Raw genomic sequence first — 11,740 nt, forward strand, 5'->3', positions numbered from 1 at the left:
CGAACACAGAAGTTAAGCTTCTTAACGCCGAAAGTAGTTGGTGGGAAACTGCCCGCGAGGATAGGTAGTTGCCACGCTTATATTTTTATTATGGAGGATTAGCTCAGCTGGGAGAGCATCTGCCTTACAAGCAGGAGGTCACAGGTTCGATCCCTGTATCCTCCATATCGAGCCGTTAGCTCAGTTGGTAGAGCATCTGACTTTTAATCAGAGGGTCGACAGTTCGAACCTGTCACGGCTCATTTGCAACATTTTATACCCATGCGGGTGTGGCGGAATTGGCAGACGCGCTAGATTTAGGTTCTAGTGTCCAATGGACATGAAGGTTCAAGTCCTTTCACCCGTATTGCAATTCCAAAGCGTTGCAAGTGTTTTAAAACTTAATATTAATGCATAATTTCAAACATTATGCCGACTTAGCTCAGTTGGCAGAGCATCTGTCTTGTAAACAGGGGGTCGGAAGTTCGAATCTTCTAGTCGGCATTTTGCGGAAGTAGTTCAGTGGTAGAACATCACCTTGCCATGGTGGGGGTCGCGGGTTCGAATCCCGTCTTCCGCTTTCATTATAGTAACGCCGGGGTGGCGGAACTGGCAGACGCACAGGACTTAAAATCCTGCGGTAAGTGATTACCGTACCGGTTCGATTCCGGTCCTCGGCACTATAATGAATATGCACCCATAGCGCAATTGGATAGAGTGTCTGACTACGAATCAGAAGGTTGTAGGTTCGACTCCTACTGGGTGCATTAGTTCTTTTCGGGAAGTGGCTCAGCTTGGTAGAGCACCTGGTTTGGGACCAGGGGGTCGCAGGTTCGAATCCTGTCTTCCCGATTTGCAATCGTGAGATTGTTGTTTTTGTTTTTGGCGGTGTAGCTCAGCTGGCTAGAGCGTCCGGTTCATACCCGGGAGGTCGGGGGTTCGATCCCCTTCGCCGCTATTTATCCGGACCTTTAGCTCAGCTGGTTAGAGCAAACGGCTCATAACCGTTCGGTCGTAGGTTCGAATCCTACAAGGTCCATAGTAGGACTAAAGGTTTTACACATTATTTTTTATTGTTATCGCGGGATGGAGCAGTCTGGTAGCTCGTCGGGCTCATAACCCGAAGGTCGTAGGTTCAAATCCTGCTCCCGCAATTTTTGTTAGTATGGTTCCTTGGTCTAGTTGGTTAGGACGCCTGCCTGTCACGCAGGAGATCGCGGGTTCGATTCCCGCAGGGACCGTAAATTGGCTCGGTAGCTCAGTTGGTAGAGCAATGGATTGAAGCTCCATGTGTCGGCGGTTCGATTCCGTCCCGCGCCATGTAATGTAATGCGGGTGTAGTTTAGTGGTAAAACGACAGCCTTCCAAGCTGTAGTCGCGAGTCCGATTCTCGTCACCCGCTTTGCCACTTGTTATGGGCCTATAGCTCAGCTGGTTTAGAGCGCACGCCTGATAAGCGTGAGGTCGATGGTTCGAGTCCATTTAGGCCCACTAATTTGGAGAAGTACTCAAGTGGCTGAAGAGGCGCCCCTGCTAAGGGTGTAGGTCGTTTACACGGCGCGAGGGTTCAAATCCCTCCTTCTCCGTTTATATGACCCGTTGGTCAAGTGGTTAAGACACCGCCCTTTCACGGCGGTAACATGGGTTCAAATCCCGTACGGGTCATTGACACTTTTTCGTGTCAATACAGTTTCATAGTATTATTGTTTAAGCATGGAGGATTACCCAAGTCCGGCTTAAGGGAACGGTCTTGAAAACCGTCAGGCGGGTCAAACCGCGCGTGGGTTCGAATCCCACATCCTCCTTACAAATTTAATATTATATTATCGCGGGATGGAGCAGTCTGGTAGCTCGTCGGGCTCATAACCCGAAGGTCGTAGGTTCAAATCCTGCTCCCGCAATTTGTTTTGTAATTTAATTCTTGGTTCCTTGGTCTAGTTGGTTAGGACGCCTGCCTGTCACGCAGGAGATCGCGGGTTCGATTCCCGCAGGGACCGTTAATGGCTCGGTAGCTCAGTTGGTAGAGCAATGGATTGAAGCTCCATGTGTCGGCGGTTCGATTCCGTCCCGCGCCATTTTTGGAGGGGTAGCGAAGTCTGGCTAAACGCGGCGGACTGTAAATCCGCTCCTTCGGGTTCGGTGGTTCGAATCCACTCCCCTCCATTAGATAGGGATATAGTTTAAAGGTAGAACTATGGTCTCCAAAACCATCAGTGTGGGTTCAATTCCTACTATCCCTGTTTCTACCTTTTTATCATGGCGGTATTGGTGAAGTGGTTAACACACCGGTTTGTGGCACCGGCACACGTGGGTTCGACTCCCACATACCGCCCTTATTGGGTTATAGCCAAGCGGTAAGGCAATGGACTTTGACTCCATCATGCGCTGGTTCGAATCCAGCTAACCCAATTTTTTCAATTGAATATGGCGGTATAGCCAAGTGGTAAGGCAGAGGTCTGCAAAACCTTCATCACCGGTTCAAATCCGGTTACCGCCTTTGGGCTATGCTCAAGTATTCTATATTAATAAAATGCCGGTGTGGCGGAATTGGCAGACGCGCGGGATTCAAAATCCCGTTCCTGTATAAGGAGTATCGGTTCGACCCCGATCACCGGTATAATTGGATTAGCAATTATACAAAATGACAATCTTCATTATGAAGGTTGTCATTTTTTTTGTTTACTTACTTATTCCTCTTGTCTATAATTTTATTTATGTTATTAGGGGAGAGTATATGAATAAACTGAAGTTTTCTTTATTGGGGATCTTATTTGCGTTGATAGGGTTTATGAGTTTTACTAACACTATTTTTGCAAAAAGCTACGATATTACGAAGTATCACGAGAACGTCAATGTTTCAAAAGATGGAACTGCCGATGTTACTCAACGTGTCACTTATGATTTTGATGGTACTTTTAACGGTGTTTTTCTTAAGATGAACACAAAAGGAATACATAAGTACAGTGATCCAACTGTTTTTGTCGATTATGGTGATACACAGCCTGCAGAAATACCTAGAGAAAGTTTTCATAAGTCATATTACTATGATGATACTTTTGTCTACACTTCACATAAGAAGTATAAAAAGGTAACTGTATACTATAAATCAACAGATGAGAAACTAACTTTTATTTATAAATACAAGATTTATGGATTCGTTACCAACTATTCTGATACTGCACAGATCAATTGGAAAGCAATCGATACTGGTTGGGGATCACAATTGAATAATGTCAAAGTAACGATTCAATTGCCGGAAAACAATATCAAGAAGCTTCAAGCATGGGCACATGGAACATCAAGAGGTCATATTGACGTTGATAAGGAAAACGGTCGAATCACCCTTACTGCTAATAAATTGCCAGAAGATGAGTTTATGGAGACTAGGTCCGTTTTTCCACTTTCGGTCACTCCTCAAAACATGAATATTGTGCATAAGGATGTTCTAAAACAAGTTCAAACTGATGAAGCAAGTATGAGTAAAAGAACTGATTTCCATATTATCCTCAAGAGAATTGGTTTGGGGATCCTAATTTTAATTTCACTTATTGTTAGTGCAATTTCGATAGCATTTATAATTCCACTTTGGAAAGGTGCTATCAGGTTGAAGAAACCGACGCCATTGGTTCATTATTTTGAAATCCCAAATATGAACCCTAGTACTGCCAGAATGCTTTTAAAGCAAAATCCCAAGGGTGATAATGAAGGATTAACTGGTGATATGTTAATGGAAGTTGCTAATCATAAATTGAAATTGGAGAAAAATAAACATAGAAAGTTTGAATTGATACGACTGAAAAAAGATTGTGATCCATTTTTCAATTATTTAATTGATACAGTTGGAGATGGGGAAAGAGTTAGTTTTGACAAAATAAAGAATGCCAATCAGGAACATTTGAAATCGGAATTTCATGAATGGCAGGATCGTACCACAGAAGCGGCCGCACCATATATGGATGATGATAATAAGCAATTATTACCATTACTTAAAAAGAGTATTTTGATTGCTCTTGGTGTTTCTGCGGCCATGGTTATAATTGGAACGTGGATTATTTATGATTCATTTTATATAACTGTTCCAATTGGTTTAATAACCGTTTTATTTTTCGTAATCATGTATATTGTCGGAAATTATAAATTTGATATTTATTCTGAAGCTGGAGAGCAGGCAGTCAATGAAGTTCATGGATTTAAAAAAATGTTGGAAGACATCAATGATATCAATATTGCTGAAGTAGGAGATTTAATACTTTGGGAACAGATTTTGCCATATGCTGCAGCATTTGGAATTTCGAAAAAGGTATTAAAAGCCTTGCAAGTGAAATATGGTGATGTTGTCGATACGCTTCCAAGTATCGGTTATTACTATTACGGTGTCGGTAGCTTATCGGGATCAACGAATTTTAATATTTCAATGACGTCTGGATTATCATCTTCAAGTGGTGGCTCAGGTGGGTTCTCCGGAGGAAGCTCTGGTGGTTCTGGGGGCTCTAGTGGAGGGGCATTTTAGTTGAATTTCTTAATAATTCTTTTAAACACTTTAAAAAAGTTATAAAGAAACACGTTTGTAACCTCAATGTTATATTCAATTGGTATTATGTTCTATGGAACGAAAAGGGAATTGACATAAGCTTCTCACGAAAGTGGGGAGCTTTTTTTATTTTATTAAATGATAAATTTTTTTTTGGACCATGAATATTGATACGAGTGCATTTCCATCAGGTTAGAAAGTACCATATATAGATTCTGTAAAAATTATATATACAACATATAGGTCGAGTGGTAATATATTAAATGTTGATTTTTTAACGATTGGATGGAGGAAAATAATGATGATCGTATTGAGCGGCACAATTGGTGCTGGGAAAAGTACTTTAGCAACAATTTTGTCAGAACATTTAGGAACAGAAGCATTTTATGAACAGGTTGATGATAATCCAGTTCTTCCTTTGTTTTATAAGGATCCAAAACAATATGCTTTCTTATTACAAATCTATTTCTTGAATAAACGTTTTGAATCTATTAAAAAGGCATTGGCTGATGATAATAATGTTTTGGATCGTTCAATATATGAAGATGCATTGTTCTTCCATATGAATGCTGACATGGGCCGCGCAACACAACAAGAAGTTAAGGTTTATGACGAATTGTTGGATAACATGATGCAAGAATTACCATATGCTGCAGCAAAGAAAGCACCAGATCTATTAATTCATATTGATATTTCCTATGAGACAATGATCAAACGTATCCAAAAACGTGGTCGTGATTACGAACAACCAGAACAAGATCCTACTTTAGTTGAGTATTATCACAACCTATTAAGCCGTTATGATGACTGGTATGATGAATATGATTACAGTCCAAAAATGAAAATAAACGGTGATCAATTGGATTATGTTGAAAATCCAGATGACCTTAAAATTGTTTTGAATCAAATAGACACTAAATTAAACGAGCGTAACTTGTTACCAAAAGAATAGTAAGTTTTATATTAGAGTGAATTCGACGAATTCATTCTATTTTTTTGCGTAATTTGCTAATAGATAGAAAAAAAGTTAAGATTATTACTTGGCAGTTTGCACTGGTAACCTGTCCTAACAAAACAGTGGAGGATTTAGTATGCAAAATTTGAAAACAATAGATATAACAAGAATAGCAATCGTTGCAGCCTTATATGTTGCACTGACTGTAGCACCGGGTTTATCCGTATTATCATATGGAGCTATACAGTTTAGAGTTTCAGAAATATTGATGTTATTGGTATTTTTCAATCCTAAATATAGCTGGTCAATGATAATTGGATGCTTTATTTCAAACTTTTTCAGTGCTACGTTAGGTATTCCTGATATGATTTTTGGAACATTGGCAACTGCAATATCCTGTTATTTGATATATTTAGTTTCTAACCGCAATCAATTAGTATTTTTAGTCCCAGTATTTTGTGCTGTTGTTAATGGTCTAATTGTTGGAGCTGAACTATTTTTTATATCTCATTTGCCATTTTGGGCAACGGCGGGATCAGTGGCGATCGGCGAATTTGTTGTTGTAACCATTGGAACAGTTATTTTTTATTTATTGATGAAAAATAACAACTTTGCTAGATTAATCAAATAAGCATTAGATTTTGGGGAAATAGGTTCCCCTTTTTTGTTATAATCTTCAATATAAAGTTATGAGGAGATGTTTTGATGAATATCGGAATTTTTACCGATACATATTTCCCTCAAGTTAGTGGCGTTGCCACTTCAATTCAAACCTTAAAAAATGATTTAGAGCGGAAGGGACATTCAGTTTATATTTTCACGACTACTGATCCTAATGTATCTAAAACAACAATAGAGCCAAATATTTTCAGACTTGGAAGTGTACCTTTTATTTCTTTTACAGATAGAAGAATTGCGATAAGAGGGATGTTTCATGCTGTTGATTTGGCAAAGGAATTAAAACTTGATGTAATTCACACACAAACTGAATTTTCTTTGGGATTAATAGGAAAGTTTGTAGCTAAGCAATTAAAAATACCTTTTGTGCATACTTATCACACGATGTACGAGGATTATTTGCATTATGTTTTAAATGGAAAACTTTTGAAGCCTTATCATGTAAAACAAATGACAAGAATGTTTGTCAAAAATGCATCAGGTGTCGTAGCTCCAAGTAAACAAGTTAAGTCAACATTGGATAGATATAAAATAGATGCACCGATTTCTATAATACCAACAGGTGTTGATTTATCTGAATACACTAAGCCAGTTGACACCTCAAAAGTCAGAGCAAGTCTAGGTTTGTCAGATGACACTCCTGTTATTTTGATGCTCAGTCGAATAGCATTGGAGAAGAAGATCGACCATATGTTGAGATCAATGCCAGAATTGTTGAAATACAATCCTAAAATTATGCTTGTAATAGTTGGTGATGGTCCTGATATGGATGAACTGGTCCAAATGTCAGTCGATTTAGGAATCACTGACAATGTTATATTCACTGGTGAAGTTGAACATGATAAGATTTCACCTTATTATCATATGGCAAATATTTTTGTGTCATCCAGTGATACCGAATCTCAAGGTTTGACCTATATCGAAGCGATTGCTTCAGGACTAAAAATTGTTGTTAGAAGTGCACCATACACTGATCAATTATTGACCGATCCATCTGTAGGTGTAACGTTTAATCAAGATGATCAATTAGTACCCAAGATAATCGCTTATTTGGATCATCCAAAATCATTTGACGACAGGGATGCTAGACAAAGAATCCTTTATAATATTTCGTCTGATAATTTTGGAAACTCCGTGTTGAACTTTTACCACACGGCTCAAGAATATTTTGTACGCGAAAAATTATCGAATTCATCGATAGACCCAGAGGAGTATTCTAATGATTAAAATAACCATGTTTTCACAGGCAGATAAAGTAGCTGGTCAAGGTGTCGGTAGTGCCTATATCGAATTGATCAAATTATTGAAAGATAGATTTAGCGATAAGTTCGATATTCAAATCAATAAATACGGTCGTTCAGATTTGAGCCATTATCACACAATAAATCCACAATACTATTTATCTACTTTTTCAAGAAAACGTGGTCGTAAAATTGGCTATGTTCACTTTCTTCCTGAGACACTTGAGGGAAGTATCAAGTTGCCAAAACCGATTAGAAATATTTTCTATTGGTATGTGATCAGTTTCTACAAGCGTATGGATCAAATTGTCGTGGTAAATCCAACTTTTATTCCAAAATTGGTAGCTCATGGCTTAGATGAATCGAAGATAAAGTACATTCCCAATTTTGTTTCTACAGAAAATTTCTATGAGAAAACTACTGATGAGAAAGCTGAAATCAGAAAGAAGCTAAATATTCCAGCGGACAAGTTTGTTGTTTTTGGTGACGGACAAGTTCAAGAACGTAAGGGAATAGATGATTTTTATAAGCTAGCTCAGGATAATCCAGATATTGAATTTATCTGGGCTGGTGGATTTTCTTTTGGCAGAATTACTGATGGATATGACAGATATAAAGCTATGCTGGAAAATGCTCCAGACAATATGAAGTTCCCTGGTATCGTTGATAGAAATGACCTTGTGAACTACTATAATATTTGTGATTTGTTCCTTTTGCCATCGTATGATGAATTATTCCCTATGTCAGTGTTAGAGGCTTTCAGTTGTGGAGCACCGGTTTTACTCCGCAATCTAGAATTGTACCAAGCTATCATTGATGGATATTATCAACCAGCAAAAGACCGTGATGAAATGAATGATTTTATCAATAAGGCTAAGAATGATCCGTCTATTTTGAAAGACTTTAAGAAAAAATCTAAAGAGGCCTCTACACAATATTCAGAGGACAATTTAAGTAAGATATGGTATCAGTTTTATACTGACCAATACAAAATATATAAACAGGATAAATAATGAGTAGAAAAAACATTTTTGCACTGTTAGTAATGTTAGGACTTGTTGGACTGATTTTCTGGTGGGAAGCCAGAAAAATCAATTTTGAGTCACTGGTTACTACATTTAAGGGATTGAACTTCTTTTGGCTGTTTGTTGCCTTTGCCTCAATGTTACTTTCATATGCAGTTGAGGCCTGGGTTCTTCACACATTGCTGAAGAAAAAAGAAGATAGAAAATTTGGCTGGTGGGAAATGTATCGTATTCCCTTGATCCAGGCTCTATTTAATGCAATCACTCCATTCTCATCTGGTGGACAGCCAGCACAACTTGTCGGATTAATGCAGTCAAAAATTGATGGTGGACGTGCTAGTTCGGTGTTGCTGATGAAATTTGTCATATATCAAGGGATGGTATTGATCAACTTCATCATTGCTATGATTGTTAGTTTTCAAAGAGTTGCTCAGCACTTCGCTGGTTTAGCTTGGATGATTGTCTTTGGATTGGTTATTCACGTTGTAACTATTTCATTTCTATTGATGATCATGTACTACTACAATTTCACCAAGAAAATGGTTCAAGTAGTATTGAAACCAGTATTATTTTTCCTAAAAGAAGAAAAACGTGATAAAATTTTAAAGTCATCTATGCAGAGTATCGATAGTTTTTACAATGAAAGTTTAGTACTAAAGAAAGAGAAGAAGAAAGTAATCAAAGCCTCAATACTTACTATCATTCAACTTTTCTTGTACTATTTTGTTGTTTATTTTGTGCTGTTAGCTCTAAATGTAGATCATGTAAATATATTAGACGTATTAGTTATGCAGATCATGATCGTTATGATTGTATCGATTTTCCCAGTGCCTGGTGGTACTGGAGGGGCAGAAGTTAGTTTTAAAACCTTATTTGCAGGTTTTATTCCATCAGCTTCGGGATTAATTTTAGCTATGTTTTTATGGAGATTTATTACATACTTGTTTGGTATGTTTTTGGGGATTTTTGCGGTTTCAAAGAAACCTAAAGTTAAATAAGCATAATGCTAAAGTAAAATTATGGAGCGAAAAAAATGAAGCGATTTATTAAGGGCTTTTCCAGTTTTTTAAATACTAGGTTAGGTTTTGTTATCCTGGCAGTAGTTCTCTATACTATAAAAACAATTTATGCCTATACAACTAAGTTCAATCTTGGTGTAAAAGGATCTCTGCAAACATTCTTAATGGTAATTAATCCCATTCCTGTAATGTTGCTGCTTTTTGGTATTGCCTTATACATGAAGGGACGTAAGTCTTACATATTCCTTCTGATAATTGATTTTTTGGATTCTGTTTGGTTATTCTCAAATATCCTCTATTACCGTGAGTTCTCTGATTTCTTGACGATGATTCTTATTAAAGGATCTGGAGCAGTTTCAAATAACCTCGGTAAGAGTATTGCGGGTATTGTTAAGCCAACAGACTTTTTAGTATTTCTAGATGTACTTATTTTGATATTATTATTGGCATTCCATGTAATAAAAATGGATGTTAAACGTCTTAAGTGGCGTATTCCAATATTGGTCAGTTGTCTTGCTGCCTTACTTTTTGGTGCAAATTTGACACTTGCTGAAAGTGACAGATCTGGTTTATTGACAAGAACTTTTGATAATAACTATATAGTTAAATATCTTGGACTGAATGCTTTCAATGTATATGACATTGTCAAAACAACTAAAACTAATGCTGTTAAGGCTCAGTCAAAGAGTTCAGATCTAGATTCAATCGAGAAATATATGAAGGACAACTATGCTCAACCTAATCCTGAATATACTGGGGTTGCTAAAGGAAAGAACATATTTGTTATTCATTTGGAAAGTTTCCAACAATATTTGATTGATTATAAGTGGGATGGACAAGAAGTAACTCCCAACTTAAATAAGATCTATCACGAGGATAATACTCTCAGTTTCGATAATTTCTTTAATCAGGTCGGACAGGGTAAAACTGCCGATGCCGAATTGATGTTAGAGAACTCTTTATTTGGGTTACCTGAGGGTGCTGCCATGGTTACCGATGGAACAAGCAATACCTTCCAAGCTGCTCCTGCTATTTTGGATCAGCACGGTTATACTACTGCTTCGTTCCATGGGGATGTTCCAAGTTTCTGGAATAGAGATAATACTTACAAATCATGGGGGTATGATTACTTCTTCAGCTCTAATTTCTATAAAGAGAAGAAAGATTACAATGTTGGTTACGGTATGAAGGATAAGATTTTCCTTCGTGATTCTGCGCAATACATACAACAATTGCCACAACCATTCTATGCAAAACTAATAACTGTAACTAATCACTATCCCTATATGTTGGATAAGAAGAACCAAAGTATTACCAAGACTGATACAGGGGACAGTACTGTAGATGGATATGTTCAAACAGCCAAGTACCTTGATGAGGCAATTGGTGAGTTTATGGACTGGCTCAAAGCTACCGGTTTGGATAAGACAAGTATGGTCGTATTCTATGGTGATCACTACGGTATTTCTGATAACCATAAGAAAGCTATGTCCAAGATAACTGGTATTAAGAACTTTGACGAGTTTGATAATGCTCAGTATCAAAGAGTGCCGTTCATGATGCATATGGATGGATTAAAAGGTGGAGTCAATCACACATATGGTGGAGAGATTGATGTCCTTCCAACACTTTTGAACATGGTTGGTGTCAACGATAGTAATATGATCCAATTTGGTAGTGACTTACTATCTAAAGATCATTCTCAAGTAGTTGCCTTTAGAAATGGAGACTTTGTTTCACCTAAGGTGACAAAAGTCGGAAGTAATTACTACAATACTAAGAATGGAAAGATAGATAAGAAGATCTCTGCACAAGCGAAGTCTAAACTTTCTAACAAGGTCACAACCGAGTTGTCCTTGTCTGATCGTGTTATTAACGGTGATTTATTGAGGTTCTATCATCCAGAAGGATTTACCAAGGTAAATAGAAAAGATTATAACTATAAGAAGAGTGTAACCTTGGATGCACTTAAGAAGGCACGTACAAAGAACGGAACAAGTATATTGGCACAGAATGATAACAAATCATTGTTAGATTTGTATCAAACTGATGCTCCAGAACTTAAATAGATAAAACGGATCAACGAATTTTAATTAAATTCGTTGATTTTTTTTGTAGACAGGTTCGTAAGAAATGTAGTATTATTAACAGGTACTCAATTAGACCAATTTCATATTTGAAGCAATTTGAAAACAAATTGAACTTTTTTGTAAAAAAGGGTTGCAAGAGACAAAGTGAATTGGTAATATATTATTTGTTGTTGCGACAGAGCAACGGCGCCAAAGAGTTAGAGCGAGAGCGATAACTTGGAG

7 protein-coding genes, 27 tRNA genes and 1 rRNA gene are annotated in these 11,740 nt (G+C 37.5%); all 35 read left to right on the plus strand.

All coding sequences use genetic code 11. From position 1 onward, the window contains the following. A 5S ribosomal RNA gene (gene rrf / locus EKM63_RS11635) occupies positions 1-77 on the plus strand; the annotation flags it as partial. A 15-nt stretch (positions 78-92) separates the two neighbouring features. After that, positions 93-165: transfer RNA gene (locus tag EKM63_RS10930), tRNA-Val, on the plus strand. 4 nt (positions 166-169) lie between these two features. After that, positions 170-242, plus strand: a tRNA-Lys gene (locus tag EKM63_RS10935). A gap of 21 nt (positions 243-263) precedes the next feature. Further along, positions 264-346: transfer RNA gene (locus EKM63_RS10940), tRNA-Leu, on the plus strand. Positions 347-410: 64 nt separating this feature from the next. Then, positions 411-483: transfer RNA gene (locus EKM63_RS10945), tRNA-Thr, on the plus strand. 4 nt (positions 484-487) lie between these two features. Then, positions 488-559 (plus strand) — tRNA-Gly (locus EKM63_RS10950). A 14-nt stretch (positions 560-573) separates the two neighbouring features. Then, a tRNA-Leu gene (locus EKM63_RS10955) sits at positions 574-659 on the plus strand. 13 nt (positions 660-672) lie between these two features. Beyond that, positions 673-746: transfer RNA gene (locus EKM63_RS10960), tRNA-Arg, on the plus strand. A gap of 11 nt (positions 747-757) precedes the next feature. Next, positions 758-831: transfer RNA gene (locus tag EKM63_RS10965), tRNA-Pro, on the plus strand. Positions 832-863: 32 nt separating this feature from the next. Continuing rightward, a tRNA-Met gene (locus tag EKM63_RS10970) sits at positions 864-937 on the plus strand. Positions 938-944: 7 nt separating this feature from the next. Beyond that, positions 945-1,018, plus strand: a tRNA-Ile gene (locus tag EKM63_RS10975). Between the two features lie 41 nt (positions 1,019-1,059). Continuing rightward, a tRNA-Met gene (locus EKM63_RS10980) sits at positions 1,060-1,133 on the plus strand. Positions 1,134-1,146: 13 nt separating this feature from the next. Then, positions 1,147-1,220: transfer RNA gene (locus tag EKM63_RS10985), tRNA-Asp, on the plus strand. 6 nt (positions 1,221-1,226) lie between these two features. Beyond that, positions 1,227-1,299: transfer RNA gene (locus EKM63_RS10990), tRNA-Phe, on the plus strand. A gap of 11 nt (positions 1,300-1,310) precedes the next feature. Continuing rightward, positions 1,311-1,381, plus strand: a tRNA-Gly gene (locus tag EKM63_RS10995). A 14-nt stretch (positions 1,382-1,395) separates the two neighbouring features. Further along, positions 1,396-1,470, plus strand: a tRNA-Ile gene (locus EKM63_RS11000). Positions 1,471-1,477: 7 nt separating this feature from the next. Then, positions 1,478-1,565, plus strand: a tRNA-Ser gene (locus EKM63_RS11005). A 7-nt stretch (positions 1,566-1,572) separates the two neighbouring features. Further along, positions 1,573-1,644: transfer RNA gene (locus EKM63_RS11010), tRNA-Glu, on the plus strand. A gap of 50 nt (positions 1,645-1,694) precedes the next feature. Further along, positions 1,695-1,784, plus strand: a tRNA-Ser gene (locus tag EKM63_RS11015). 22 nt (positions 1,785-1,806) lie between these two features. Beyond that, positions 1,807-1,880: transfer RNA gene (locus EKM63_RS11020), tRNA-Met, on the plus strand. Between the two features lie 22 nt (positions 1,881-1,902). Continuing rightward, positions 1,903-1,976, plus strand: a tRNA-Asp gene (locus EKM63_RS11025). Positions 1,977-1,981: 5 nt separating this feature from the next. Next, positions 1,982-2,054: transfer RNA gene (locus EKM63_RS11030), tRNA-Phe, on the plus strand. A 5-nt stretch (positions 2,055-2,059) separates the two neighbouring features. Continuing rightward, positions 2,060-2,142 (plus strand) — tRNA-Tyr (locus EKM63_RS11035). Positions 2,143-2,148: 6 nt separating this feature from the next. Further along, positions 2,149-2,219 (plus strand) — tRNA-Trp (locus tag EKM63_RS11040). 19 nt (positions 2,220-2,238) lie between these two features. After that, a tRNA-His gene (locus EKM63_RS11045) sits at positions 2,239-2,311 on the plus strand. 5 nt (positions 2,312-2,316) lie between these two features. Further along, a tRNA-Gln gene (locus tag EKM63_RS11050) sits at positions 2,317-2,388 on the plus strand. A 17-nt stretch (positions 2,389-2,405) separates the two neighbouring features. Continuing rightward, a tRNA-Cys gene (locus EKM63_RS11055) sits at positions 2,406-2,476 on the plus strand. Positions 2,477-2,511: 35 nt separating this feature from the next. After that, positions 2,512-2,596: transfer RNA gene (locus tag EKM63_RS11060), tRNA-Leu, on the plus strand. Between the two features lie 117 nt (positions 2,597-2,713). Then, complete coding sequence (locus EKM63_RS11065) at positions 2,714-4,489, plus strand: DUF2207 domain-containing protein (protein WP_164504963.1); 1,776 nt, start codon at positions 2,714-2,716, stop codon at positions 4,487-4,489. 322 nt (positions 4,490-4,811) lie between these two features. Continuing rightward, the gene (locus EKM63_RS11070; RefSeq protein ID WP_125706609.1) at positions 4,812-5,462 is read left to right on the plus strand and encodes a deoxynucleoside kinase; all 651 of its coding nucleotides are present in this window, start codon (positions 4,812-4,814) and stop codon (positions 5,460-5,462) included. A 139-nt stretch (positions 5,463-5,601) separates the two neighbouring features. After that, positions 5,602-6,096, plus strand: a complete 495-nt coding sequence (locus EKM63_RS11075) for a QueT transporter family protein (RefSeq protein WP_125706599.1) — start codon at positions 5,602-5,604, stop codon at positions 6,094-6,096. 74 nt (positions 6,097-6,170) lie between these two features. Beyond that, the gene (locus EKM63_RS11080) at positions 6,171-7,370 is read left to right on the plus strand and encodes a glycosyltransferase family 4 protein (RefSeq protein ID WP_125706601.1); all 1,200 of its coding nucleotides are present in this window, start codon (positions 6,171-6,173) and stop codon (positions 7,368-7,370) included. Then, positions 7,363-8,397 (plus strand): glycosyltransferase family 4 protein, encoded by a 1,035-nt coding sequence (locus tag EKM63_RS11085; protein ID WP_125706603.1) that lies wholly within the window; start codon positions 7,363-7,365, stop codon positions 8,395-8,397. Before EKM63_RS11080 ends, EKM63_RS11085 begins: the two co-directional genes overlap by 8 nt. Then, entirely contained in the window at positions 8,397-9,407 is a 1,011-nt protein-coding gene (locus EKM63_RS11090) for a lysylphosphatidylglycerol synthase transmembrane domain-containing protein (RefSeq protein WP_125706605.1), read from the plus strand. Before EKM63_RS11085 ends, EKM63_RS11090 begins: the two co-directional genes overlap by 1 nt. 35 nt (positions 9,408-9,442) lie before the next feature. Then, complete coding sequence (locus EKM63_RS11095; protein ID WP_125706607.1) at positions 9,443-11,497, plus strand: LTA synthase family protein; 2,055 nt, start codon at positions 9,443-9,445, stop codon at positions 11,495-11,497. Positions 11,498-11,740 lie beyond the last annotated feature (243 nt).

This window comes from Companilactobacillus mishanensis (genome assembly GCF_003946505.1).
Classification (GTDB): Bacteria; Bacillota; Bacilli; order Lactobacillales; family Lactobacillaceae; genus Companilactobacillus; species Companilactobacillus mishanensis.

What these genes read in the sequence shown, in the direction of transcription:
- EKM63_RS11065 (WP_164504963.1), top strand. Translation starts at nt 2,714, where the DNA reads ATGAATAAACTGAAGTTTTCTTTATTGGGGATCTTATTTGCGTTGATA.
- EKM63_RS11070 (WP_125706609.1), top strand. Translation starts at nt 4,812, where the DNA reads ATGATCGTATTGAGCGGCACAATTGGTGCTGGGAAAAGTACTTTAGCA.
- EKM63_RS11075 (WP_125706599.1), top strand. Translation starts at nt 5,602, where the DNA reads ATGCAAAATTTGAAAACAATAGATATAACAAGAATAGCAATCGTTGCA.
- EKM63_RS11080 (WP_125706601.1), top strand. Translation starts at nt 6,171, where the DNA reads ATGAATATCGGAATTTTTACCGATACATATTTCCCTCAAGTTAGTGGC.
- EKM63_RS11085 (WP_125706603.1), top strand. Translation starts at nt 7,363, where the DNA reads ATGATTAAAATAACCATGTTTTCACAGGCAGATAAAGTAGCTGGTCAA.
- EKM63_RS11090 (WP_125706605.1), top strand. Translation starts at nt 8,397, where the DNA reads ATGAGTAGAAAAAACATTTTTGCACTGTTAGTAATGTTAGGACTTGTT.
- EKM63_RS11095 (WP_125706607.1), top strand. Translation starts at nt 9,443, where the DNA reads ATGAAGCGATTTATTAAGGGCTTTTCCAGTTTTTTAAATACTAGGTTA.